This is a genomic window from Arthrobacter sp. DNA4 (genome assembly GCF_024362385.1).
Taxonomy (GTDB): domain Bacteria; phylum Actinomycetota; class Actinomycetes; order Actinomycetales; family Micrococcaceae; genus Arthrobacter.
Genome location: NZ_CP101466.1, coordinates 538,832 through 562,833 on the forward strand (window position 1 = coordinate 538,832; position 24,002 = coordinate 562,833).

Here is a 24,002-nt window from a genome sequence, read left to right on the forward strand (position 1 = left end):
CCGCCCGTGTCCCCCTCCCGCGGACCAGCTCTCAGCGCAGCAGCGTGTCAATCAGCCGGGCAGCTGTCCGGGCGGTCCGGCCGTCAATGTCGAACGCCGGATTCAGTTCCGCCACGTCCAGGTGCAACAGCTTCCCGCTTCGGGCCACCTGCCGGCACACCGCCGAAATGACCGGAAGCGGCACGCCGTAGGCTGCCGGCGCGCTGACGCCGGGGGCCACCGCGGCGGGCAGCACGTCCAGGTCGATGGTCAGGTACAGGACGTCGATCTCCGCCAGGAACTCCGCCACGAAGTCCCGGATCCGTTCCGGTTCGCAGTCCTCATCCAGCAGGTAGCGGACCCCCAGTTTGTCCGCGGTGTCGAACAGGACCCGGGTGTTGTTCGGCTCCGAGATCCCGGCGACGGCGTAGCGGAATTCGCGTCCGGCGTCCGCTTCCGCGCGGGCCATCTGCAGGAACGGTGTGCCGGAGCTGGCCACCGGCTCGTCGCGGAGGTCGAAGTGGGCGTCGAGGTTCAAGACGCCCAGGCGCTGCCCGGTTTGAACCGCGGCTGAGGCGCTGACGCCAAGGTAGCTGGCGTAAGCGGTTTCGTGCCCGCCGCCCAGCACTACAGTCTGGTGGCCGGCGTCGAGCAGGGCAGCCAGCACCCGGCCAAGCCGTTCCTGGCCGGCCTCCAGGTCTTCCCCGGACACCACCACGTCACCAGCGTCGGCCACCGTCCGGTCCAGGTGGAAGGCCAGCGGGCCCAGCGCTTTTCGCAGCGCCGCCGGGGCGGCGGCTGCCCCGGTCCGGCCCTGGTTGCGGCGGACCCCCTCGTCGCTGGAAAATCCCAGCACGGCGGCGGGCCTGCGTCCGGGCGCGGCAGGCTGAAACTCATCGGAGGCGGTGACCGCCTGCCACCAGCGGCGGTGGCCGGGACCATCGCCGTCGAACCTGCCGGTCCAGGGCCGGGGCGGGACGTCGACGGCGGGAAGCTTGGGGAACATGCCTCAAGCTCACCGCATGCCGGGCACGAAAACCAGCGCCGGCGCCGTCGTCCTGTCCGGAATCCAAGAACCCGCGCAACGGCCGGGCCGGACATCGGTGCCTGATGCAGGGGTTAAGGTGAGATCAGCCCACCGGTCCAGGGATGACCTGGCCGCTCCGGATCCACGCACCACTCCCAGGCTGGAGAGCCGCTCCATGTTTGAAGCCCCAGATATCCTCTTTGCCGCGGCCGGACTGGCCGTGTTCGTCGCTGCGGTCCTGCCCAAGCTGCTGCGTGACATGCCGCTGTCCATGCCCATGGTCTTCCTGGGCGCAGGGATGGCAGCCTTCGCGTTGATTCCATCGCTGCCCAACCCGAACCCGGTGGAACACAGCGACTTTGTCATGCACCTCGCGGAGGTCTGCGTGATCATTTCCCTGATGGGCGCGGGGCTTGCCCTGGACCGGCCCGTGGGACGCAGGCGCTGGTCCACCACGTGGCGGCTCCTGGGCATCGCCATGCCGCTCTGCATCGTAGGGCTGACCCTGCTGGGCATGTGGTTCCTGGGCCTGGGGCTCGGCGCGGCGCTGCTGGTGGCGGCCAGCCTGGCGCCCACGGACCCCGTCCTGGCCTCGGAAGTGCAGGTGGGCGAGCCGGCCGACCAGGATGAATCCACGGACAAGGAGGACGAGGTCCGTTTCGGCCTTACGTCGGAAGCCGGGCTCAACGACGGGCTGGCGTTCCCGTTCGTCTACCTTGCCATTGCCATCAGCGTTGCCGGAGCGGACCCCTCCGCCTGGTTCGGTGAGTGGTTCGGCCTGGACGTGGTGTGGCGGCTGGCTGTCGGGCTTGTGGTGGGGTTCCTCACCGGAAAGCTGCTCGCCAGGCTGTTCTTCTCGGCCCGTGCCGACAGCCTTCGGCTCTCCAACCACTCGGAGGGCTTTGTTGCCCTGGCGGCGACGTTCCTGGCGTACGGGCTCACGCAGATGGTGGAGGGCTACGGGTTCATAGCGGTGTTCGTCTGTGCCGTGACCATCCGGGCCGCTGAACGGACGCACGGCTACCACCGGGTGCTGCACTCCTACGTGGAACAGCTGGAACGGCTCCTGACGGTGGTGATCCTGGTCCTGCTCGGCGGTGCCATCGCCCGCGGGCTGCTGGCCGGGATCGGGCTTCCTGAACTGCTGGTGGCGCTTGCATTCCTGCTGGTGGTGCGGCCGCTGGCGGGCTGGCTGGGCCTGCTGGGCGGCAAGACCGGTCCCCGGGAACGCGTGGCACTGTCCTTCTTTGGCATCCGCGGCATCGGTTCCCTGTATTACCTGGCCTTTGCGCTAGGCGAAGGCCACTTCACGGACCAGGGGCACTGGCTCTGGTCCTTCATCGGGCTGGTGGTGGCACTGTCCATCGTGATCCACGGCGCCACCACTTCGCCCCTGATGAACCGGCTGGACCGGCTGCGCCAGAAGAAGGCCCTGGCAGTCTCCGGCGACGAGGGACTCGCCCCCAACACCCCGGTCTAGGCCGCCGGTCATGGAAACCCCGCGGTAAGCAAAAAGGGCTGGTACGGCAGACGCCGCACCAGCCCTTTCCGTGTCAGGGGTTACTTCATCCCCAGGGCCGCCTCGATGGGGCCGATGGCGAAGAACAGCGCGAACGCCGCGGCCACAGCCCACATCAGCGGGTGGATGTCCTTGACCCTGCCCTGGACCGTGCGGATCAGGACGTAGGCGATGAAGCCGGCACCCAGGCCGTTGGCGATGGAGTAGGTGAAGGGCATCAGGGTGAAGGTGAGGAACGCGGGGATCGCGATGCCCCAGTCCTGCCAGTCGATCTTGCCCACCTGGGAGACCATCATGAAGCCCACCACCACCAGCGCCGGGGCCACGGCCTCGAAGGGCACCAGGTTGATCAGCGGGGTGAAGAACATGGCCACCAGGAACAGCACCCCGGTGACGATGGAGGCCACGCCCGTGCGGGCGCCTTCGCCGATGCCTGCACCGGCTTCGACGTAGATCTGGTTGGAGGAGACGGAGGCGCCGCCGCCGATAATGGCACCGAGTGCGTCCACCTGGAGCACGCGGTCGACGTCGGGAATGTTGCCGTGTTCATCCACCGTGCCGGCTTCGTTGGCCAGGCCCACCATGGTGCCCATGGCGTCGAAGAAGATGCTGAGCAGGATGACGAAGGCCAGCAGCGTGGCGGCCACGAAGCCGAGGTGCTCGAAGGCACCGAACGGGTTGGCCTTGCCGATCAGGGAGAGGTCCGGGGCCGCCCAGCCGGAAAACGCCGGGGCCACCAGGGACCAGCCCTGCGGGTTGAAGTTCTTGCCGTCGAAGCTGGGGCCGATGTGCAGGGTTGTCTCAAGGATGACGGACAGCACCGTGGAGGTGATGATGCCAATCAGGATGGCGCCCTTGACCTTGCGCACCACCAGGGCGATGGTCAGGATCAGGCCGAACACGAACACGGCGGTGGGCCAGCCAAGGAGCTTGCCTTCGAAGCCCAGGCCAACGGGCACGGTGGTGCCTGCGACGTCCGGGATGCGGCGCACGAACCCGGCGTTGACCAGGCCGATCAGGGCAATGAACAGGCCGATGCCCACCACGATGGCGGTCTTGAGTCCGTCCGGCACGGCCTTGAACACGGCCGTACGGAAACCGGTGAGGACCAGGATCAGCATGGTGACGCCGGAGAGGACCACCAGGCCCATCATGTCCGGCCAGGTGAGCCCGGGATTGGTGGCCACGGTGACGGCCACGAAGGCGTTGACGCCCAGGCCGGTGGCCAGGGCGAAGGGGTGCCGGCCCCACGCCCCCATGAGGATGGTGAGGATGCCTGCCACCAGCGCGGTCACGGCAGCCACCGCGGGGAAGCCCAGCGTGGTGCCGTTGGAGTCGGGCCCGGACAGGATCAGGGGGTTCAGCACCACGATGTAGCTCATGGCGAAGAACGTGGCGAACCCGCCGCGGATCTCGCGGGAAAGGTTGGAACCGCGCTCGGTGACCCTGAAATACCGGTCCAGGGCAGAGCCTTGCTTAAGCATTAGTCCTCCGGGGAAGTGTGTGGGGATACCTGCATCCTAAGGGAGCGGCAGGGAGTGGGCCGGCAAATTCGCCTAGTCTGTAAGGAAGCCAACACGAGGAGCAGCCCAACCATGCGCCAGGTCCGCCGCCAGTTGCTGAGCCTTGTGCTCGGCTTGTTTGTCTTTGCCGCCGCCGCGCTGGGCTTGGCGGGCCCCGCCTCCGCGCATGATGCTGCCGAGTCCACCAGCCCGGCGCAGGGGGCTGCGCTGGCTGCCCCGCCCGCCGAGGTTTCGGTGACCTTCAGCAACAAGCCCCTGGGCATCGGTTCGTCCTTCTCCATCAAGGACGCCGGCGGCACCGAATGGGCTGATGGCTCCGTGCAGATCGTGGACAACGTGGCCACCCAGAAGCTCCGCCCGGGCGGTCCGGCGGGCATGTACACGGTGGCGTGGCGCGTGGTCAGCTCGGACTCACATCCCATTGAGGGGACGTTCACCTTCTCCGCGGCCTCCGGTGCCCCCGGTGCCGTTTCGTCGGGGACACCCACGGCTGGAAGTCCGACGGCGGCGGGTGCGGTCCCTGGCATGGGCACCGCCCAGCCCGGGGTCACGGAAGAGCCGTCGGAGCCGGCCGGCGCGGGCGAGCCGTTCCAGTGGAGCATTGTTATTTTTGCGGTGGTGGCCGTGGGGCTGCTGGTGGCGCTGGGCGTCCTTGCCCGCCGCCGGCTCACCGGCGACGGGGACACCGAAGATGACGGGGAGGTCGGGAACAGGGCCGGGGAGTAGCGCCCGCCGGCAGGCCCGGTTCCTTCCAGCCCTGCAGCGCGTACCGGGGCCGCAGTCAGCAGCCCAGGGCAGCAAAGCTTCCCGTTGCCGGGAAGACGCCGGTGGACGGGAGGGCGCCGTCCGGGTTGACCTTGGCAGAGATTGCCTGGCCCACGGTCTTGGCCTGGCGCAGCACCTCTTTGGGCGATGGCGTGATGAGTTCGCCCACTCCCACCAGGTAGATGCCGATGGCCCGCATGGCTGCCGCCACGTTCCGGCCCACGGCGATGCCGAAGTCGTTGAGCATGCGCCGCAACTGGCTGTGGGCGCAACGGGTGAGGACGATGTGGTCCGCCACCAGGATGCCCGTGGGGGTGTGCACCTGCCACTGCGGGGCGGCCTGGTCAGGTGCTTCGATCATGCTCAGCTGCACCGCCCGGGTGGTGTTCCGCACGTCCACGCTGTGGCTTGCGGCGTAATTGCGCAGGTGGCGCAGGATCTCGTTCCGCTCGCGCAGGGTGCCGCTGTCCGCCGCATCGCAGCGCTGCAGTGACGTAGTGTTCGCGGGCTGGGCCTGGCCCAGGATGTCGAGGCCGTCCACCACGATGGAGTCCACCCCATGGCGGCGCAGCTCAGCAGCCACGGCCAGTCCGGACAGGCCCGTGCCAATGACGATGGTGGTGGTCTGTTCGGTCCCGGCAATCCCAGGCATGCTTGACACTACAGTTTCCCTCCTATGGAGCTTCGGCAGGTGCCGCATCCTCGCTACTCGCGTCCCGTTACCCCCAAGCACGGCCGCAGCGCATGGCCGGGACCGTCCTGACAGGAAGAAGCAGTTGGCGTCCCGGACCAACAATGTCCTGAAGACTACAGAACAAAAGCGGCCGTGGATAGCCCGTGAACGAAATCATTTTCGTGGCGAGAAGGCGCTTTCCGGAACCCGGCAAATTGCCTGTGGATACTTGGCCCATCAGCCCCTGAGCAGGCTTGCTAAGGCTTGGGGGACAGAGAATAGTGGGAATCGGGAGCGGTCCTTTTCCTGCCGGTGCCACCGCTGGGCCGGGTGCGCGGGGAGCGGCCCGTTTTCTGGCAGAATAGCCGCAACATCAGGCGTATCGCGAGGAGGCGGCCCCCATGGGCTCACGAGAGTTGCATCCGGACCCGGCCCGGGACGGTGGGGGTGGCGCGGCCGCTCCCCACGGCATCGTGGTGGGCGTTGACGGTTCGGACCATGGCCAGTGCGCCCTGGTGTGGGCCGCGCGGGAAGCCCAGCGCCGTCGTCGCCCGCTTCACATCGTCACCGCCTACTCCGTGCCGATCTTCGCCGCGTCCGGCCTGGACGGCGGCTACGCCACCGTGGATGATTCCGTCATCCGCGAAGGCGCCGAAGCCATTGCCAGGCAGGCCCTGGAAAAGATTGCCGCCTACGACGTGGACGTCAGCTCCGCCGTGGAGAACGGCGACGCCGCCGGAGTCCTGCTGGACATTTCCGAAACCGCGGAACTCCTGGTGGTCGGCACCCGCGGCCGCGGCGGCTTTGTGGGCCGGCTCCTGGGATCAGTCAGCAGTGCCCTGCCCGCCCACGCAAAATGCCCCACGGTGACGGTCCCATTGTTCTGCTCGGACCGGCTCGGCGAGTCCACGGAGGACCGTCGCGTCAAGGCCGAGCAGGCCAGGTCCGGGCACCGGCCGGTGGAGAACGTGGTGGTGGTTGGCGTGGATGGCTCCGAGCAGGCCCGCGTTGCCGTCCTTGAAGCAGCCGACCAGGCCGAACGCCTTGGCGCATCCCTCCGCGTGGTCTGCGCCGTTCCCCAGTACAGCGGCTCGCTGGCCTGGGTTCCGGCGCCCATGGACCGGAAGGCCCTGTTCGATGACATCCGGGTCACCCTGGAAGCCGGCATGGCCTGGCTCCGCAGCCATTACCCCAACCTCCAGGCCGGCTACGAGCTGAAGGACGGCTCGCCGGTGGACGTGCTCGTCGAGGAAAGCCGGCACGTTGAACTGGTGGTGGTGGGCACCCGCGGCCGCGGCGGCTTCACCGGAATGCTCCTGGGCTCAACATCAGACGGCGTGCTCCACCATGCCAAGGGCCCGGTCATGGTGGTCCCGGACCGGGAGGACCCCCGCCTGGCCGACCGCGGGCGGTTCGGCCCCATCCTGGGCGACGCCGCCTAGACCGCGCCTTTCCCGGGGAGCCGGCGGGGGACCGCGGACATGACGCAGCAGATGACAGCCGGTGAGGTGTCCGAGGGGCTGGTGCTCGGCCTGGGCAGCCTCGACGCAGGGATGCTGGCGCTGGTGGGCGGCAAGGCAGCCAACCTTGGGGAGTTGTTGTCTGCCGGGTTGCCGGTTCCGGACGGCTTTTGCCTGACCACCGCCGCATACCGCCAGGCAATAGGTGCCCCCGAGGCCCTGCTTCCCGCGTTGGCAGGGGTTTACGCCACCATGGTGGAGACGGCAGGGGCCGCCGGGGACCTTCCCGACGCAGCCGGCTTGGCCGCAACGGCGCGTGCAGCAATCCTGGACGCTCCGGTTCCGGCAGCCGTAGCCCATGCCGTGGAGCAGGCCTATACGGCACTGGGGCCGGACGTTGCGGTGGCAGTGAGGTCCTCGGCCACCGCTGAAGACCTGCCCTTCGCCAGCTTCGCCGGTCAGCAGGACACCTTCCTGAACGTCGTGGGGGTGCCCGCGGTGCTGGACGCCGTCCGGAGGTGCTGGGCGTCTTTGTGGACGGACCGGGCAACCGCGTACCGGGCAAGCCTCGGAATCGACCCGGCAGCCGTTTCGCTCGCGGTGGTGGTCCAGCGGATGGTGGACGCCCAGACCGCCGGCGTGATGTTCACGGCGAATCCCCTCACCGGCAGCCGCCGGCAGATAGTCATCGATGCCAGCCCCGGCCTCGGCGAGGCCGTGGTCTCCGGTGCCGTCAATCCGGACCACTTCGTGGTGGACGCACTGACCGGCAGGGTGCTGGAACGGAAACCCGGCGATAAGGGCGTGGAGATACGGCCGGTTGCCGGCGGCGGGACCGAAATCCGCCAGGTGCAGGGCGCCCAGGGCACCGCGTGCCTTCCAGACAGCCAGGTGGTTGGCCTGATGCGGCTGGGGCTGCAGGCCCAAGGGCATTTCGGTTCCCCGCAGGACATCGAGTGGGCCGTCGACGGCGCCGATGGGCTGTGGCTCACGCAGTCCAGGCCCATCACCACCCTCTACCCGGTCCCGAAAAGCAACGGTGCTGCCGGCAGGGTTCCGCAGGCAGCGTCCGCCGTTGGCGGGACCAGGGCCTACCTCTGTTTCAGCCTCGCGCAGGGACTGACACGGCCGCTGACACCCATGGGCCTGGCTGCTGTCCGCCTCATCGCCTCCTCCGTCGCCACCGCCGCCGGCTTCCCTGTTTCCGATCCCCGGGAAGGGCCATCCCCCTACGCCGAGGCGGGGCAGCGGATATACGTCGACTTCACCACTCCCATCCGCAGCACCGTTGGCCGCCGGCTCGTGCCGCGGGTCTTCGACATCATGGAGGCACGGACGGCAACGGTCATGCGGCAGCTGTTCGCGGACCCCGCCTTTTCGGTGACCACCAGGACGCCCCTCGGGCTGCTGCGCCACGTCGGACCCGCGGCAATCCGTGCAGAGGTTCCCGCCACCTTCCTCCGTGCGCTGGTCCGGCCCGGGGCGGCCCTCCGCCGGCTTGACCGCTTCACCCGGACCTTCGAGGCGTCCCTGGCTCCCGGCGGCGCAGCAAGCGCCCTGGCCCGCCTGGACCATGCCGAGTCCCTCGCGGGATCGCGCCTGTTCCCCATTGTTCCGGCCATCCTTCCCCTTCCCGCCTTGGGCTTCACGATGCTGGGCCTTGCCGGAAAGCTCGTGGGCGGCAATGCGTGGGACGGGCTGCAACCGGTGATCCGCGGCCTGCCCAACAACGTCACCACGGAAATGGACCTGGAATTGTGGCACCTGGCGCAGGCAATCCAGGAAGACGCCGAATCACGCACCGCACTGATGGCCCGCGATCCAGCAGCCCTCGCAGCCGCTTTCCAGGCCGGCCAGCTGCCGGCGCGCCTGGACGCCGGCCTCGCCAGGTTCCTGGACAGATACGGCCACCGGGCGGTGGGCGAGATCGACGTCGGACTGCCCCGGTGGTCGGAGGAACCGGAACACATCCTGGGCATCCTCGCCAACTACCTCCGGCTGGACGACCCCGCGCTGGCGCCGGATGCCCAGTTCAGCAAGGCCGCCGAGGACGCAGAAGCGCAGGTTGACCGGCTCGTTGCCCGGGCCGCTGCCCGCAGCAGGATCCGGGGACGGCTGGTGGGTGCCGCACTCCGGCGGGCGCGCATGTTCGCAGGCCTGCGGGAGCTGCCGAAGTACCAGCTGGTGCTTGGCCTTGGGGAAGTCCGGCGGCAGCTGCTCCTGGTGGGTACCGAACTGGAGCAGGCGGGCACGGTGGAACAGCCGGACGACGTGTTCTTCCTCGATTTCGCGGAGGTCCGCCAGGCATTGACCCGAACAACCGCGGGCAGCCCGGCGCCTGCCCCGGACCTGAAGGCACTCGTGGCGGCCCGGCGCCAGGACTACGCCCTGGAGCTCAGGCGCCGGCACATCCCCCGGGTGCTGCTTTCGGACGGCACCGAACCCGAGGCAGTGCGGGCCGACGCCGGAACCGCCGCGAACGGAGGTCCGGCCAACGGAACCCTGGTAAGCAGCCCGGCCTCGGCCGGGACGGTGACCGCTGCGGCGCGGGTCATCCTGGATCCCGTCGGAGCCCGCCTGGAACCGGGAGAGATCCTGGTTGCACCGTCCACGGACCCGGGCTGGACTCCGCTGTTCCTGACGGCAGGAGGACTGGTGATGGAGATGGGTGGACCCAACTCCCACGGCGCCGTGGTGGCCAGGGAATACGGCATCCCGGCCGTCGTTGGTGTGGCGGACGCCACCGGCCTGATCAGCACGGGCCAAAAGATAACGGTCGACGGCGGTGCGGGAACCGTTGTGCCGGAACGCCCCGGTACGCCGCAGAACGGGCAAGTTCCCCGGGGCACGGACCCCCCTGCACGGGCGTAGTCTGTATCTATGGGCTCCGACAGGCTGGATTCCAGCGGACCGTTCCAACACGTACAGGTGCAACGAAACACCACAAGGCGCAGGATGTGGCTGCGGTGGCTGCCCGCCGTCGCGGCTCCGGTGGCCATTGCCTCCGGTGCCCTGGTCGGGTCCCTCCCGGCCGTCGCCAGCAACCCGCTGCTTACCAAGACGCCTGCCGAGGTCCTGGAACTGGCGGCCAGCCACCAGGTGCGCACGTTCTCGGGGACGGTGGAGCAGTCCGCTGAACTGGGACTGCCGGAACTTCCGGTTGCCGGCAAGCCGTCCGGTGCTGCGTCCGGACCTGCGTCCGCCGGCAGCGTGGCGTCGGTGATCGAGCTGTTGTCAGGCAAGCACACCGCGCGCATCTACGTGGACGGCGAGGATAATGCCCGTGTGCAGGTAATGGACCAACTGGCCGAACGGGACGTGGTCCGCCACGGCAGCGACGTCTGGCTCTACTCCTCAAAGGACAACACGGCAGCGCACCTGTCCCTGCCGGCGCACACCCAGGACCCGGCGAACGGCACTGAGCCTGCACATGCCAAAGACCCTGCGCATGCCAACGACCCACGGCTTCCGGGTGAAACGCAGGGCGGCATGCACACTCCGGCTGAGCTGGCCCGGCAGTTCCTGGCCAAGGTGGACCCCAGCACCGCCGTATCCGTGGGCCCGGACGTTTCCGTTGCAGGGCGCGCCGCCTACAACCTGCTGATCGAGCCCCGCACGGACACAACGTTGGTAGGCAAGGTGGCCATCGCCGTCGACGGTGCCAGCGGGATGCCGTTGTCAGTCCAGGTGACCCCGCGCGGCGCGGACAAGCCTGCCTTCGCGTCCGGGTTCACCAGCCTTTCCCTGGACGCCCCGGACCCGTCAGTATTCGCCTTCACCCCGCCGCCCGGCAGTTCCGTCAAGGAACTCCCCGTACCGGACAAGTCCCATGACCCCGCCAAATCCCATGACCCCGCCGATGCCCATAACCCGGCTGCCATGCGCGGCGGCGCCAAGGGAGATATCTCCGTAACCGGTGCCGGCTGGGAGACAGTGGCAGGCACAGCACGTGGATCCGCCGCCGCCGCCGAATCAATACTGCAGGACCCGCTGCTGTCCCAGGCCGCCGTCGCCGTACCCGGTGGCCGGCTGCTGTCCACGGCACTGCTCAACATCCTGATTACCGACGACGGCCGGATCTTCGCGGGAATGGTGCCGCCGGAGAGGCTGCAGGCCGCAGCAGCAGCGGCCCGGTAGGCCTTGGACGGGCGGGGGAGTGGCAGCCGGGCCGGGGCTGGCGCGGTGACTGCCGGCCTGGCGATTGAGACCAGGGGCCTCAGCAAGCACTTTGGCCAGCAGGCCGCCGTCGACAACGTGGACCTGGCCGTCCCGCACGGGACGGTCTTCGGTTTCCTGGGCCCCAACGGCTCCGGCAAGACCACCACCATCCGCATGCTGCTGGGGTTGGCAGCCGCGTCGGCAGGGACAGTGAACCTGCTGGGCCAGGAGATGCCGCACAAGCTTCACGAGGTGTTGCCGCGCGTGGGCGCGTTGGTGGAAGGCCCGGCCTTCTACCCTTTTCTGTCCGGCGCCGCAAACCTCCACCGGCTGGACTCCGCCAGCCCGCATTCAGTGCCCGCCACGCGCAAAGCCCGCGTGCAACAGGCACTGGAGCGCGTGGGCCTGGAGCACGCGGCAGGGAAACGCGTGCACGCCTACTCCCTGGGAATGAAGCAGCGGTTGGGCATAGCCAATGCCCTGCTCTCACCCCGGGACCTGCTGGTACTGGACGAACCCACCAACGGGCTGGATCCACAGGGCACCCGCGAAGTGCGCAACCTGGTGCGGTCCCTGGCACACCAGGGCACCACCGTTTTCGTCTCGAGCCACCTGCTGGCCGAGGTGGACCAGATGTGCACCCACGCCGCCGTCATGAGCGCGGGAAAGCTCGTGGCACAGGGTCCCCTGGCCGAGCTGCGGCAGGCCGGAAGCACCCGCCTGCGGTTGGTAACGCCCGACGGCGGCGCGGCGCGGCAGGTCCTGGCGGGGCTGGGGTTGGCACCCGGGCCGGCAGACCCGGAGGCACAGGCTGAACGTCGCGCCCTACCCGGACCTCCCGCCTTTCCCGTCCTTCCGGGGCCGCAGGAACCCCAGCGCCCACAGCTGGATGGGGAGACCATCGTTGCGGCGATGGGTGCCGCGGCCGGGCAGACTGCGGTGCTCCCGGAGGATGTTGTGGCGCACCTGGTGAAGGCCGGTGTCCGCGTCCGGGGCTTCGCCGTCGAGCGTGAAAGCCTTGAAGACCGCTTCGTTGCCCTGACCGGGGAAGGATTCGACGTTGCCCAGTAGCGTTCCCGCCGAGATACCGGAAACCGCCAAAGCCACCCGGACGGCCGCCGTCCCGCGCAGCCCGGGACTATCCCTTCTGGGGTCGGAGCTCAAGGTGCTGTTCGGGCGCCGGCGGACCTGGGCGCTGCTCCTGGCGCTCGCCGCCATTCCGGTCCTCATTGCCGTGGCCGTGAAGGTTTCCTCTGCGGTCCCACCGGGGCGCGGTCCTGCGTTCCTCGACCGGATCACCCAGAACGGGCTGTTTGTGGCCTTCACGGCCATGCTGGTCTCCGTCCCGTTATTCATGCCGCTGGCCGTGGGGGTGGTGGCGGGGGATACGATCGCCGGGGAGGCCAACCTGGGGACCCTCCGGTACCTCCTGGTGGCGCCGGCAGGGCGGGTGCGGCTCCTCCTGGTCAAGTATGCCGGGGCGCTGGCCTTCTGCATCGTGGCTCCACTCACCGTTGGATTGGCGGGCGCGGCGATTGGTGCGGCGCTGTTCCCGGTAGGCCCGGTGACACTGCTCTCCGGCGGGGTGGTCCAGCCCGCCGACGCTGCCCTGCGGATAGTGCTGATCGCCGCCTACCTGGCAGTGTCGCTGGCCGGGCTGTCGGCGATCGGGCTGTTCCTGTCCACCATGACGGTGGTTCCCGTTGGGGCGATGGCCGCAACCGTGGTGGTCTCGGTGGTTTCCCAGGTCCTGGACCAGCTTCCGCAGCTGGACTGGCTGCACCCATGGCTCTTCAGCCACTACTGGCTTGGTTTCGGCGACATGCTCCGCCAGCCCCTGGTGTGGGATTCCTTCGTGGACAACGCCCTGCTCCAGGCCGGCTATGTGGCAGTGTTCGGCGCGCTCGCCTATGGCCGCTTCGTCACCAAGGACATCCTGAGCTGACGACGGCGGCGGGAGCCTCCAGGTCCTGCCGCGCGCCCAGTCCGCTGGTCAGTAACGGGCGGCGTACGGGTACAGGTCCATGCCCACCATGGAGCTGATGCTGGAAACCGTGATGCCTTCCTGCGGGTTCAGGGCCTGCACCACCTGGCCGTTCCCCAGATAGATGGCCACATGGTAGAAGTTCGGCGCCGAACCCCAGACCAGCAGGTCGCCGCGGCGGGCCTGCGAGATGGGAACGTGGACCGGGGCGGAGGCATACTGCTGGGATGCGGTGCGTGGAAGGTACGTCCCGGCCGCGGCGAAGGCATTCTGCACCAGGCCCGAGCAATCAAAGCCGTAAACGCCCGTGCCGCCCCACTGGTAGTAGTACGGCGCGCCCACCTTCCCCAGGGCAACCGAAATGGCTGCCTCGTACGTGCCCGAGCCGGTGGGAGGCGCGGGGGCCGGGGGCCGGAGCCGGAGCCGGGGCCGGGGCTGGAGCCGGGGCCGGGGCAGGGGCGGGCGCCGGTGCTGGAGCAGGCGCGGCAGGTGCAGGTGCCGGGGCTGCCGGAGCAGGAACAGGTGCCGGCGCCGCCGGAGCCGGAGCCGGGGCCGGAGCCGGAGCGGCAGGCGCTGGCCCGGCCGGGGCGGGTGCCGGCGCTGCAGGGGCCGTGTCCTGGCCGCCGCCGTTCCGTCCGGCGGGCCGGTTTTGGCCGGCGTTGTCCTGCGCTGACTTCTCCTGCGCTGCCTTGTCCTGCTCAGCCTTCTCCCGCGCCGCCTGGTCCGCGGCGGCGGATAAGGCAGCAAGGCGTGCCTCTTCGCGTTGCCGGTCAAGGGCATCCACCCTGGCCGATTCGAGCGCCACAGTCGTGTTGCGGAGTTGGGCCAACTGGTCCACCAGGATGGTCCGCTGTGCCTTGGCGTCGGCAACGGCTTTGACCTGCGCGGCGTTGGCCTGTTCCGCCTGGGTCTTGCGTTGCTCGGCCGTCTTTGCGGCATCATCGGCGGCTTTGGTGGCGTCCTCCGCAGCTGCGGTCAGGGAACGGTAGGCGGTGGCAGCAGCGTCCGCAGCCTCAAAGGCCCGGCTGCGGCTGGCGGAAAGTGCCTCAAGCGTGGCGGCCTGCTGCAGGCTTTCGCTGCCGCTGGCCAGGGTTCCGAGGGTGGGGTTCAGGCCGCCATTGCGGTACAGGTCACCGGCGAGCTGACCCACCTGCTTCCGGGTTTTGTCCTGCTGGTCGCGCGCGGAGGAGGCTCTGGCTGCGGCAGCTGACGCCGCTTCCGTCCGTTGCTGCAGCTCCACGAGAGCCTCGCTGTAGGAGTTGTTGGCCTGCATGGCCACCGCGAACGCTGCCTGTTGGGCTGTGGAGGCGTCCGCCAGGATGCGCTCGATCGCGCTGACCTGGTCCGCCGTCGCGGCTTCACTGGCTTTCGCTGCTGCGATGTCGTCCGGCGAGGGAATTGCGGGCGACGCAGGAACGGTCACGGGGGCCGATGGTGCCGGCACCGCGAGTGCCGGTGTTGCCACGGATGCAAAGAGTACGACGGCGGCGCACAGCGCAGCCGTCCTGCGGCCGGATCCGGGTAAAGCCATCTGCAGAGACCTCGCAACGGTAAGACTGGGAGTGAGGTTCTGGATGCGGCACGACTATGCCCCTCAGCTGCTCGCCAGCAGTCCGAGGCTACGTGACCTTATGCACATTAGCAACAACAGTCACATCAATAACATAAACCACAAGCGTGTCATTTCCCGGTGAAATGCACGGGTGTGTCGGGGTCAGGCGTGTTGATGTTCCTCGTGCTCTGAGTGGCTCGCAGGCTCCAGTTGGAAGGTGCAGTGGTTGGTATCGAAATGGGAACCCAGGCACGTGATCAGCTTGTCCAGCAATTGGTCGGCACCCCGTGCGTTGAGCACGCCGTCCTCCACCACCACATGGGCCGAGAAGACGGGGACGCCGGACGTGATGGTCCAGATGTGGATGTCGTGGACATCGGTAACGCCGGCAACCGAGAGGATGTGCTCGCGGATCATCTGCACCTCCACCCCCTTCGGACTGGCCTCCAGCAGGACATCCACCACGTCGCGCAGCAGGCTCCAGGCCCGCGGCAGGATCATCAGCGCGATAAGGACGGAGGCAATGGTGTCTGCAGCCTGGAAGCCGGTCACCATAATGACCACGGCGGCAATGATGACGGCCAGCGAGCCCAGGAGGTCGCCCAGCACCTCCAGGTACGCGCCACGGACGTTCAGGCTTTCATCCTGTGCCGTGCGAAGGATCAACAGCGACACCAGGTTGGCCACGGCGCCGAGGATGGCGGCAAACAGCATGATGTCTGTCTGCACCTCCGGCGGTGCGCCGAACCGGCGGACCGCCTCGGTGAAGATCACCACGGAGATCACGATCAGGATCAGAGCATTCGCCAGGGCCGCGAGCACCTCGGCGCGCTGGTAGCCGTAGGTCCGCTGGTCGCTCGCCGGGCGGCCCGCGATCCAGGCGGCAAGCAGTGCAATGGTGACGCCGGTCGCGTCGGAGAGCATATGACCGGCGTCCGCGAGCAGGGACAGCGAACCGGACAGCACCGCTCCCACGAGCTGGATGAGGACGACGCCGAGGGTGATCCCCAGGACGGCCACCAGCCGTTTCCGGTGCCGCCCGGTGGCGGTGATCCCGTGGCTGTGGCTGTGGTCGTGTCCCATGCTTACAAGGCTAGCCCCAGCCCAGCTCGTGCAGCCGGTCATCGGAAATGCCGAAGTGGTGCGCGATTTCGTGGACCACCGTGACGGCCACTTCGTGGATCACGTCCTCCCGGGAGGCGCAGATCTCCAGGATGGGCTCGCGGAAGATGGTGATCCGGTCGGGAAGGGAACCGGCGTCCCACCACGAATCGCGTTCGGTCAGCGGGACGCCTTCGTACAGCCCCAGCAGGACGGTGTCCGGATCTTCCCCCGGACCGGGCACGTAGTCGTCGTCGATGAAGACTGCCACGTTGTCCATGGCACGGGCCAGCCGGTCCGGGATACTGGCCAGGGCATCCTCGACGGCCACCTCGAATTCGTCAGCAGACATGGTGAATGGGGACGATTCGTGCGGGCCGTCGGGAACGATGGGCAGTCCCGGCGGGAGGCTGGCTGGCATACCCCGACTCTAGTGCCCGGGCCGCTGCCCGGGTGCCCGCGTCCTGCGCCGGGTCAGCCCTACGCCCACCAGGCACACCAGCCCGCCCACCAGTCCCCAGGCGGTGGGGATCTCACCGAGCAGCAGCCAGGAGATGAGGACCGTGGTCCCGGGCACCAGGTAGGTGGTGGCGGCCAGCTTCCCGGCGTCCACCAGGGACAGTGCGTAGGCCCAGGTGGTAAAGGCAATGGCCGTGGGGAAAACGCCCAGGTACACCAGCGCCCAGGTGGCCTGCGGGGGAGCGGCCTGCACTTCGGACGCCAACTGCCCGGCGAACGGCAGGCAGCACAGTGCTCCCACCATGATGCCGAACCAGGTGGCCTGTGCCGCGGGGAACTTCCGCACCACTGGCTTCTGGATGATGACGCTGACTGCGGCGAGCACTGCCGCAAGGAGGCAAAGCGCCACGCCTGCCAGGTCCGTCGTCGAACTTTCCCCGGGGCTGCGCGCCTGTCCGGAACCTAGGGCGATCAGTGCAACACCGGCGAACGCCACCGTGCTGCCGATGAGCAGCCAGCGGGGAAAGCCCTCTTTGAGGAAAATGCCGGCCATGATGGCCACCAGGATCGGGTTGACGTTGATCAGCAGGGCGCTGGTGCCGGCATCAAGGATGTGTTCGGCGGCGTTCAGGGCAACGTTGTAGCCGCCGAACCACATCACGCCATAGGCGAGGATGGGCAGCCATTCGCGCCGCCTGGGCAGCACCCGGCTCCTGAGCAGCTGCGGCACCACCAGGAAGGCCAGCACGACGGCGGCGACCGCCAGCCTGCCGAGCGTCAGGGAGCCGGGGGAGAAGTGCGGCCCAATGGCGCGGATGCCGACGAACGCGGAGGCCCACAGCACCACCGTGACCACCATGGCCGCCACGCCAAGGGCCTTTACGGGCGTGGGTGCTGCAGCGGGGGAAGGCAGGGGCCGGCGGGCGCGGCTGGTGGAAGGCATGAGTCAAATGTACGGCTGCTGCAGGCACCGAACTGGCGGAAATCGGCCATGTGGGTGGCCGCGGGCTAGGATGCGGACCATGGCCTCTCCTTCGGTTCCCGCCCGTGACACCCCGCGCCTTGTCAGGAAAATCATCTGGATTGCGCTGGCTGCCATCGTCCTGGGCGGCGTTGCCTGGTACGCCATCTTTACCGCAACGAAGCCCCAGCAGGTGGCGTCTCCGGCCGCCGGCGCTGAACAACTCGTTCGTGCCGACAGCCACCGCCTCACTGCGCCTGCCGAGGAGAAGGCCCAGCTGGTGGAATTCCTGGACTTCGAGTGCCCGTCCTGCGCCGCCGTCCATCCTTTCGTGGAGGAGCTCAAGGCGGAGTTCGGGGACAGGATCACCTTCGTCAACAGGTACTTCCCGCTGTCCGCCCACCCCAATTCCGGCCAGGCTGCCCTGGCGGCGGAAGCAGCGGCGCAGCAGGGCCAGTACCAGCAGATGGCCGCCAAGCTGTTCGAAAACCAGTCCCAGTGGGCCGGCAGCCAGCAGTCGCAGGCACCCCTGTTCCGCACCTACGCCGGGCAGTTGGGGCTGGACCTGGCGCAGTTCGATGCCGTCGTGGCCGACCAGAAGACCGAGGACCGCATCCTGGCCGACATCGCGGACGGCAACGCCCTGGGGGTCAACGGCACGCCCACCTTCTTCCTCAACGGCGAGAAGCTCACGCTGTCCACCAAGGCGGACTTCCGCCAGAAGCTGGCAGACGCCCTCAAGTAGCGGCGCTCAGCCCCGCTGACGCGGCCCGGGACAACACCGCCCTACTTGCCGGCCCACGCAAGCAGCTTGTCCACCGGCCAGGTGGTGATGATCCGCTCGGGCGGCACGTTATTTCGGGCTGCCCGCTCGGCGCCGTACTGCAGGAAGTCCAGTTGTCCCGGTGCGTGGGCGTCACTGTCGATCGAGAACAGGCACCCAGCCTCCAGTGCCAGCTGGATCAGGGCATCGGGCGGGTCCTGCCGCTCCGGGCGGGAATTGATCTCCACGGCAACGTTGTGTTCCGCGCACGCTGCGAAGACTTCCTTGGCGTCGAATTCCGACGGCGGCCGCGTCCCGCGCGAACCTTCAACGAGCCGTCCCGTGCAATGGCCAAGGACGTTGGTCTGCGGAGACCGGATGCCCCCGAGCATCCGGGTGGTCATGGTCTTCCGGTCCGCACGGAGCTTCGAGTGGACGCTGGCCACCACGATGTCCAGGCGGTCCAGCAGCGCCGGTTCCTGGTCCAGGCTGCCGGATTCCAGGATGTCCACCTCGATGCCCGTCAGCAGCCGGGTGGCCCCGCCGTTGCTGTTGATGCCTGCCACCACGTCCAGCTGCTCCCGCAGGCGCCCGGCGGACAGCCCGTTGGCGATGGTGAGGTTGGGGGAGTGGTCGGTCAGGGCCAGGTATTCGCGGCCCAGCACCTCAGCGGCCGCCACCATCAGCTCAATGGGGGAGCCGCCGTCGGACCATTCGCTGTGGCTGTGCAGGTCGCCACGGAGCGCCGCTTGGAGCTCCGTCCCGCCTGATGCCAGCGGCTGGGCACCCTTCTCCCTGAGGTCTGCCAGGTAGTCAGGGACCTGTCCGTCCACGGCCTGCCGGATCACGGCGTAGGTCCGGTCGCCGATTCCCTTCATGGATTTGAGCCGTCCGCTCCGGGCGCGTTCGGCTACTTCCGCGGGGCCGAGGGGGCTGATGGCGGCGGCTGCCTTCCGGAAGGCCTGGACCTTGAACGTGGCCGCGCGTCCGCGCTCCAGCCAGAAAGCGATCTCGTTGAGCGCGTCGACGGCATCCATCCGTCCATCTTCACCTGCGCAGCCGCCAAACGGCGGGGTTTTTCGCCAATTTTGGAATATTCCCGGTTAGCCCCTATAGTTTTAGAGTCCAGTTCGGAGAAACACAGAGGACAAAGACGGAAAGCCCCGCTTGACGCCTTTTATTTTGTTCCGAACGGGTTCTGGCCCCCATCGTCTAGCGGCCTAGGACACCGCCCTTTCACGGCGGCGGCACGGGTTCGAATCCCGTTGGGGGTACGCAAGGAACTGGTCAAGCAGGCTAAAAAAGTCTGGTAGGCTGGAAGCCTTGAAAAAAGCGGTAGAGATACTGCAAAAGCAAGAAACGCAAGGCCCTGTAGCGCAGTTGGTTAGCGCGCCGCCCTGTCACGGCGGAGGTCGCGGGTTCAAGTCCCGTCAGGGTCGCTCTGATTGTTGGAAGAAATTCCGGCTGTCATGGTGACTAGTCACCTAGGCTCTGTAGCTCAGTTGGTAGAGCGTTCGACTGAAAATCGAAAGGTCACCGGATCGACGCCGGTCGGAGCCACCACTGGGAAGCATCAGTTCTTCGGAACTGGTGCTTTTCTTCATTTAAAGCCGTGCATTGCGTGCACGTGACGTGGTGCACGCAACAACGCATCCCGCGCTGAAAAAATTCTCGGGGGCCTGACGAAACATTTGACCCCTGCTGACGGGATGTGGCACGCGCGCGCGATGACTTGCGTAAGCGCTTGCACTCTACTGGGCAGTAACCAGTTCCGGCTACCGAAACAGGGTTTGAAGTGCTCCCTCCACCCCGTCTACGGTTGAGCGCGGCCGAAGGACAGCACGCTTTCCATCGGCCAGGCAGGCCCTACCCAGGCCTGGAACCCCCACAACACAACGGCGTCCCGGATGACGCCAGAGGTGTTGCCGGGGCCGCGGTTGGTTTCGGGGTCATGGGCACTCGCCCGCCTTCCACGAATAGTTACAACTCCGCGAGAAGAGCAAGACATGCACAAGCACCCCCAACACCGGCTGCTGCGGTGGCGCACCGGCGCCGCGGCGCTGGCGGCAACCCTGGCTGCCTCGGCCTTCCTGGCCGTCCCCGCGGCACAGGCCAACGAGCCTTCCGACCCGCCTGCCGTCCAGCAGATGCCGGCCCCCGCCCCGGGCTTCCCCCTGCCCACGCAACACACGCAGCAGGCCTTCGACCCGGCGTCGGACTTCACCTCCAAGTGGACCCGCGCAGACGCACGCCAGATCATGGCGCAGAGCGACTCCACGGTCTCCCCGGGCGCCAACTCCATGAGCCCGGACGTCACCATGCCGGAAATCCCGCAGGACTTCCCCGCCATGAACGACGACGTCTGGGTCTGGGACACCTGGTCCCTGACGGACGAAAACGCCAACCAGATCAGCTACAAGGGCTGGGACGTCATCTTCTCCCTGGTCGCTGACCGGCACGCCGGATACGGCTTCGACCAGCGCCACTGGAACGCCCGGATCGGCTACTTCTTCCGGAAGACCAACGCGGACCCGGCCAAGGACAAGTGGAAATACGGTGGACACCTGTTCCTGGACAACACCTCCATCGGCAACACCGAATGGTCCGGTTCCACGCGCCTGATGCAGGGCAACCACGTGAACGTCTTCTACACGGCCACTACCTTCTACGATGTGGCTGAGCGGAACGCCGGCGGCGGTGGAATCGCCCCGGACGCTGTGATTGCCAAGGCGCTGGGAAACATTCATGCCGACCAGAACGGCGTCACGTTTGACGGGTTCCAGCACACCAAGCTGCTGGAACCGGACGGAAAGATGTACCAGACCAAGGCGCAGAACGCCGGATTCGCATTCCGCGACCCCTACACGTTCGTGGACCCGGCCAACCCCGGGAAGACGTACATGGTGTTCGAAGGCAACACAGCAGCAAAGCGCGGCGACTACCAGTGCAAGGCCGAGGACCTGGGCTACCGGCCCGGTGACCCCCATGCGGAGAGCGTTACCGACGTCCAGAACAGCGGTGCCTACTTCCAGACAGCCAACGTGGGGCTGGCAGTGGCGGACAACAAGGACCTGACCAAGTGGTCCTTCCTTCCGCCCATCCTTTCCGGCAACTGCGTGAACGACCAGACCGAGCGTCCGCAGATCTTCATCCAGAATGAAAACGGCAAGAACAAGTACTACCTGTTCACCATCAGCCACCAGTTCACCTACGCTGCGGGCATGCGCGGTCCCGACGGCGTGTACGGCTTCGTGGGCGACGGCATCCGCTCGGACTACCAGCCGATGAACAACAGCGGCCTGGCCTTGGGTTCGCCCACGGACCTGAACCTTCCGTCCGAGTCCCCGGAGGCACCCACCCCGAACCAGAACGGTAAGCAGTTCCAGGCATATTCGCACTATGTGCAGCCCGGCGGCCTGGTGCAGTCCTTCATCGACAACGTCAACGGCGTCCGTGGCGGCTCCCTGTCACCGACGGTGAAGATCAACTTCCGCAACGGTGTGTCCCAGGTGGACAGGAACTTTGGCCGGAACGGCCTGGGCCCGTTCGGCTACCTGCCCACCAATGTGAGGGTTGGCGGCGAAGGCCTCTACAAGTAGGTCCTCACGCACCAGCGGCTGGTCGCCGCACGTGAACCAGGCGGGGAGCCCCCACGGGATTCCCGCCTGGTTCCTTTTAACCCGGCACGGAAATCCCCGGCACGGAACGCCTTCTGCGGTGCGGCCCGCGCGGGGGTTTTCCAGCACATGTGCCGCAGCCTGGTTATAGGGTGGAACCAACAGAAGGGGGAGTGCCTGATGGAATACCAGAACCCGCACCCCGTGGTGCCAAGCCGTCCTGCCGCCAGTCCGGCTCCTGGTCCGGGACGGACCGTAATTTCCGAGACCGCCGTGGCAAAAGTCGCGGGGATCGCCGCGCGGTCGGTCCCCGGCGTCTACTCCCTGGGTTCGGGCCCGTCCCGTGCCCTGGGCGCCATCCGTGACGCAGTCGGAAGTTCCGATCATGCCGCCGGCGTCCACGCGGAAGTGGGCGAAACACAGGTAGCCGTGGATATCACCCTGGTGGCCAGCTACGGAACGCCCCTGCATGCACTGGCCAATGACGTCCGGGCCGCCGTTTACCGCGCGGTCGAAGAACTCGTGGGGCTGCAGGTCATCGAGGTGAACGTCGAAATCACGGACGTCTACGTGCCGCCGCCCGTCAAGACAACCGCGCCGGTTGCTCCCGAACGGGAGGCGCTGCTGTGAACCTCACCGTGGCAGGCACGGCCATGGGCGCCTTCGTGGCATTCATGTCCCTGCAGTTCGGCCTGTGGGGCTTTCTCGTTTCCCTTTTGTTCATGGCCATCGGGGCGCTCCTGGGCCGTGCCGCCGAAGGAAAGCTGGACCTGCGCGGCATATTCGACGCCATCACCGGCCGGCGCTCCTCCTCATGAGCTCGCCCGCGCCCGTTGTGCGTGGGCAGGCGCTCAGCGGCCATAACCGGATCAGCACCCAGGCGCTGACCAGCCTTGCCAAGGCAGCTGCGGCGCAGGCGCTGGGGGTCGACGCCCAGGACGTGCGCGCGGACTGGACGGACGACGACGGCCTGCTGGCCTTGTCCCTCGTCACCCCCATCAGCATCCCGCCTTTGCAGTCCGTGGTGCTGGACCCTGCCAGGGTCGAGATCGCGGGCGGATCCATCTGGGACCGCACGGTGAAGGCCAAGGAAAGCATCCTGGCAAGGGTCTCGGAACTGAGCGGCTCGCAGTTGAGCCGGGTGGACATCCGAGTCAGCGGGGCAAAGATCAGCAGAGGAGGGCGGGTACGGTGAGCAGCAGGGTGGAAAGCCGCCGGGCCAACAGCGGATCCCGGAGAAACAACGGCCCGGACATGGGCAGGGTGGTTTACCGCGAAACCCATTCCTCTAGGGCCGTGGTCTCGGTCGTGGGCGCCGTCCTGGTCCTGGTGCTGGCCGTCTACGGCGTCCTCGAGTCCGGAGTGCATGCCGTGGGGCAGCCGGCCTGGTTGATCGAGCCGCAGGTGGCTGCCCAGCGCATCGTCGACCTGCCTGCCGGAATCCCCCCGCTGCTGCTGGCAGCGATCGGTGCTGTGCTGGCGATGCTGGGACTGGTTTTCCTGCTCAACGGAATCCTTCCCGGGAAACGTGCCCGCCATCTCCTGGTGCGCCCCGGGCGAGGGACTTCCGGCCGTGGTGGTGGATGACGAGGTCGTCGCATCCTCGATCGCCCGGCGCGCGCGGCTGGCGGCCAATGTCACCCCCGACCAGGTCATGGTGGTCGTCTCCCAGCGCCAGGTGCTGGTGAACGTCCGGCCAACCTCCGGTGTGCCCGTGGACCCGGACCGTGTCCTTGAGGCCGTGCGGGACGAGCTGGACCAGATGCTGCTGGAGCCGTCGCCGGTTCCGCGCATCAATGTGACCCCGTCCGGGGTGATCGGAGCATGAACAGCACCCCGGCACTGCTCAACCGCATCCTGCTCACCGTGCTGGGCCTGATCCTGCTGGGCACCGGACTCCTCCTGGTGCTGCTGGCAACCGTGCCCCCGGTGGGCTCCTGGTGGCATTCCTGGTCCGCCGGAGCATGGGACGGTGTCAGCCGGCTGTTCGAGTCCGCCCGGTTCCCGGGCCGGCCGGAGAGCTGGCTGTGGATCGTCGTGGCGCTGGCGCTCCTGGCACTGATGGGGCTCATGGTTGCCTGGATCGCCCAGCAAGGCAAGGGCCGGTCAAACCTGCTGGCCGCGGAATACGATCCCGGAGAGACTCCCGGCGACGTCCGGATCGGCGGCGGGGTGGCCGAGCAGGCCCTCCGGCAGGCCCTTGAAGGACGGCCGGACCTGGCAGGCGCCACCGTCACCACCTACGACGTGAAGGGTTCCCCGGCGTTGAAGGTCCGGCTCCTGCCACGCCAAGGGGTGGCCCCGCACCTCCTCGCAGCCGAGGTCTCCGGGCTCCTGAATGCCCTGGAGTCTGTTGTGGGCAAGGAGATTCCCGTCCTCATCCACATCGGGGCCGGGGCGCGGACACGCTTCAGCCGGGCAGAGCGCGTCCGCTGAACTGCCTCTGCGTGGGCAGCCCGGG

22 protein-coding genes, 3 tRNA genes and 1 pseudogene are annotated in these 24,002 nt (G+C 67.9%); 17 read left to right on the top strand and 9 right to left on the bottom strand.

The genetic code is table 11. The features are described 5' to 3' along the window. Positions 1–31: 31 nt before the first annotated feature. Positions 32–985, bottom strand: coding sequence for a formimidoylglutamase (gene hutG / locus NMQ03_RS02610; RefSeq protein ID WP_255174263.1), 954 nt, complete (start codon positions 983–985; stop codon positions 32–34). A 196-nt stretch (positions 986–1,181) separates the two neighbouring features. Between hutG and NMQ03_RS02615 the strand changes: the two genes are divergently transcribed. Then, entirely contained in the window at positions 1,182–2,486 is a 1,305-nt protein-coding gene (locus tag NMQ03_RS02615; protein WP_255174264.1) for a sodium:proton antiporter, read from the top strand. Positions 2,487–2,566: 80 nt separating this feature from the next. Here the strand turns inward: NMQ03_RS02615 and NMQ03_RS02620 are convergent, their stop codons facing one another. Continuing rightward, on the bottom strand, positions 2,567–4,009 hold the full coding sequence (locus NMQ03_RS02620) for an NCS2 family permease (protein WP_159633691.1): 1,443 nt from the start codon (positions 4,007–4,009) through the stop codon (positions 2,567–2,569). Positions 4,010–4,120: 111 nt separating this feature from the next. On the opposite strand from NMQ03_RS02620, the gene NMQ03_RS02625 reads away from it, so the two are divergent. Then, positions 4,121–4,774, top strand: coding sequence for a copper resistance CopC family protein (locus NMQ03_RS02625; protein WP_255174265.1), 654 nt, complete (start codon positions 4,121–4,123; stop codon positions 4,772–4,774). Positions 4,775–4,829: 55 nt separating this feature from the next. Here NMQ03_RS02625 and NMQ03_RS02630 read toward each other — a convergent pair whose 3' ends face one another. After that, positions 4,830–5,465, bottom strand: a complete 636-nt coding sequence (locus NMQ03_RS02630) for an NAD(P)-binding protein (RefSeq protein ID WP_255175520.1) — start codon at positions 5,463–5,465, stop codon at positions 4,830–4,832. A gap of 422 nt (positions 5,466–5,887) precedes the next feature. On the opposite strand from NMQ03_RS02630, the gene NMQ03_RS02635 reads away from it, so the two are divergent. From NMQ03_RS02635 to NMQ03_RS02655, 5 genes are all read left to right on the top strand, one after another. Further along, on the top strand, positions 5,888–6,928 hold the full coding sequence (locus NMQ03_RS02635) for a universal stress protein (protein ID WP_255174266.1): 1,041 nt from the start codon (positions 5,888–5,890) through the stop codon (positions 6,926–6,928). 39 nt (positions 6,929–6,967) lie between these two features. Further along, on the top strand, positions 6,968–9,817 hold the full coding sequence (locus tag NMQ03_RS02640; protein WP_255174267.1) for a PEP/pyruvate-binding domain-containing protein: 2,850 nt from the start codon (positions 6,968–6,970) through the stop codon (positions 9,815–9,817). Positions 9,818–9,901: 84 nt separating this feature from the next. After that, entirely contained in the window at positions 9,902–11,083 is a 1,182-nt protein-coding gene (locus NMQ03_RS02645; protein ID WP_255174268.1) for a hypothetical protein, read from the top strand. Between the two features lie 45 nt (positions 11,084–11,128). Next, the gene (locus NMQ03_RS02650) at positions 11,129–12,175 is read left to right on the top strand and encodes an ABC transporter ATP-binding protein (protein ID WP_255174269.1); all 1,047 of its coding nucleotides are present in this window, start codon (positions 11,129–11,131) and stop codon (positions 12,173–12,175) included. Beyond that, positions 12,165–13,049 (top strand): ABC transporter permease, encoded by an 885-nt coding sequence (locus tag NMQ03_RS02655; protein ID WP_255174270.1) that lies wholly within the window; start codon positions 12,165–12,167, stop codon positions 13,047–13,049. Before NMQ03_RS02650 ends, NMQ03_RS02655 begins: the two co-directional genes overlap by 11 nt. Before the next feature lie 48 nt (positions 13,050–13,097). Here NMQ03_RS02655 and NMQ03_RS21080 read toward each other — a convergent pair whose 3' ends face one another. From NMQ03_RS21080 to NMQ03_RS02675, 5 genes are all read right to left on the bottom strand, one after another. Next, the gene (locus NMQ03_RS21080; protein WP_369693194.1) at positions 13,098–13,430 is read right to left on the bottom strand and encodes a C40 family peptidase; all 333 of its coding nucleotides are present in this window, start codon (positions 13,428–13,430) and stop codon (positions 13,098–13,100) included. Then, positions 13,378–14,619 (bottom strand): glycoside hydrolase, encoded by a 1,242-nt coding sequence (locus NMQ03_RS02660; protein ID WP_369693195.1) that lies wholly within the window; start codon positions 14,617–14,619, stop codon positions 13,378–13,380. Before NMQ03_RS02660 ends, NMQ03_RS21080 begins: the two co-directional genes overlap by 53 nt. Positions 14,620–14,802: 183 nt before the next feature. Continuing rightward, a complete protein-coding gene (locus NMQ03_RS02665; RefSeq protein ID WP_255174271.1) occupies positions 14,803–15,723 on the bottom strand; it encodes a cation diffusion facilitator family transporter in 921 nt (306 codons plus the stop codon). A 10-nt stretch (positions 15,724–15,733) separates the two neighbouring features. Beyond that, positions 15,734–16,162 (bottom strand): metallopeptidase family protein, encoded by a 429-nt coding sequence (locus NMQ03_RS02670; protein WP_255174272.1) that lies wholly within the window; start codon positions 16,160–16,162, stop codon positions 15,734–15,736. Positions 16,163–16,171: 9 nt separating this feature from the next. Then, entirely contained in the window at positions 16,172–17,143 is a 972-nt protein-coding gene (locus NMQ03_RS02675) for a DMT family transporter (RefSeq protein WP_255174273.1), read from the bottom strand. 79 nt (positions 17,144–17,222) lie between these two features. Here NMQ03_RS02675 and NMQ03_RS02680 point away from each other — a divergent pair, with 79 nt between their 5' ends. Then, positions 17,223–17,906 carry a thioredoxin domain-containing protein gene (locus tag NMQ03_RS02680; RefSeq protein WP_255174274.1) on the top strand — a complete coding sequence of 228 codons (684 nt, stop codon included), beginning with the start codon at positions 17,223–17,225 and terminating at the stop codon, positions 17,904–17,906. A 41-nt stretch (positions 17,907–17,947) separates the two neighbouring features. On the opposite strand, the gene NMQ03_RS02685 is transcribed toward NMQ03_RS02680, so the two are convergent. Then, positions 17,948–18,961 carry a PHP domain-containing protein gene (locus tag NMQ03_RS02685; RefSeq protein ID WP_255174275.1) on the bottom strand — a complete coding sequence of 338 codons (1,014 nt, stop codon included), beginning with the start codon at positions 18,959–18,961 and terminating at the stop codon, positions 17,948–17,950. A 164-nt stretch (positions 18,962–19,125) separates the two neighbouring features. Here NMQ03_RS02685 and NMQ03_RS02690 point away from each other — a divergent pair. From NMQ03_RS02690 to NMQ03_RS02730, 9 genes and pseudogenes are all read left to right on the top strand, one after another. Continuing rightward, positions 19,126–19,198, top strand: a tRNA-Glu gene (locus NMQ03_RS02690). A gap of 91 nt (positions 19,199–19,289) precedes the next feature. After that, positions 19,290–19,363 (top strand) — tRNA-Asp (locus NMQ03_RS02695). A gap of 48 nt (positions 19,364–19,411) precedes the next feature. Continuing rightward, positions 19,412–19,487, top strand: a tRNA-Phe gene (locus tag NMQ03_RS02700). A gap of 443 nt (positions 19,488–19,930) precedes the next feature. Continuing rightward, the gene (locus NMQ03_RS02705; protein ID WP_255174276.1) at positions 19,931–21,523 is read left to right on the top strand and encodes a glycoside hydrolase family 68 protein; all 1,593 of its coding nucleotides are present in this window, start codon (positions 19,931–19,933) and stop codon (positions 21,521–21,523) included. A 198-nt stretch (positions 21,524–21,721) separates the two neighbouring features. Then, positions 21,722–22,171, top strand: a complete 450-nt coding sequence (locus NMQ03_RS02710) for an Asp23/Gls24 family envelope stress response protein (protein WP_255174277.1) — start codon at positions 21,722–21,724, stop codon at positions 22,169–22,171. Next, positions 22,168–22,359 (top strand): hypothetical protein, encoded by a 192-nt coding sequence (locus tag NMQ03_RS02715; protein ID WP_159633655.1) that lies wholly within the window; start codon positions 22,168–22,170, stop codon positions 22,357–22,359. Before NMQ03_RS02710 ends, NMQ03_RS02715 begins: the two co-directional genes overlap by 4 nt. Then, the gene (locus tag NMQ03_RS02720) at positions 22,356–22,736 is read left to right on the top strand and encodes a hypothetical protein (RefSeq protein ID WP_255174278.1); all 381 of its coding nucleotides are present in this window, start codon (positions 22,356–22,358) and stop codon (positions 22,734–22,736) included. Before NMQ03_RS02715 ends, NMQ03_RS02720 begins: the two co-directional genes overlap by 4 nt. Then, positions 22,733–23,369: pseudogene (locus NMQ03_RS02725) on the top strand (hypothetical protein). Before NMQ03_RS02720 ends, NMQ03_RS02725 begins: the two are co-directional and overlap by 4 nt. Further along, complete coding sequence (locus NMQ03_RS02730; RefSeq protein WP_255174279.1) at positions 23,366–23,977, top strand: hypothetical protein; 612 nt, start codon at positions 23,366–23,368, stop codon at positions 23,975–23,977. Before NMQ03_RS02725 ends, NMQ03_RS02730 begins: the two are co-directional and overlap by 4 nt. Positions 23,978–24,002: the final 25 nt, after the last annotated feature.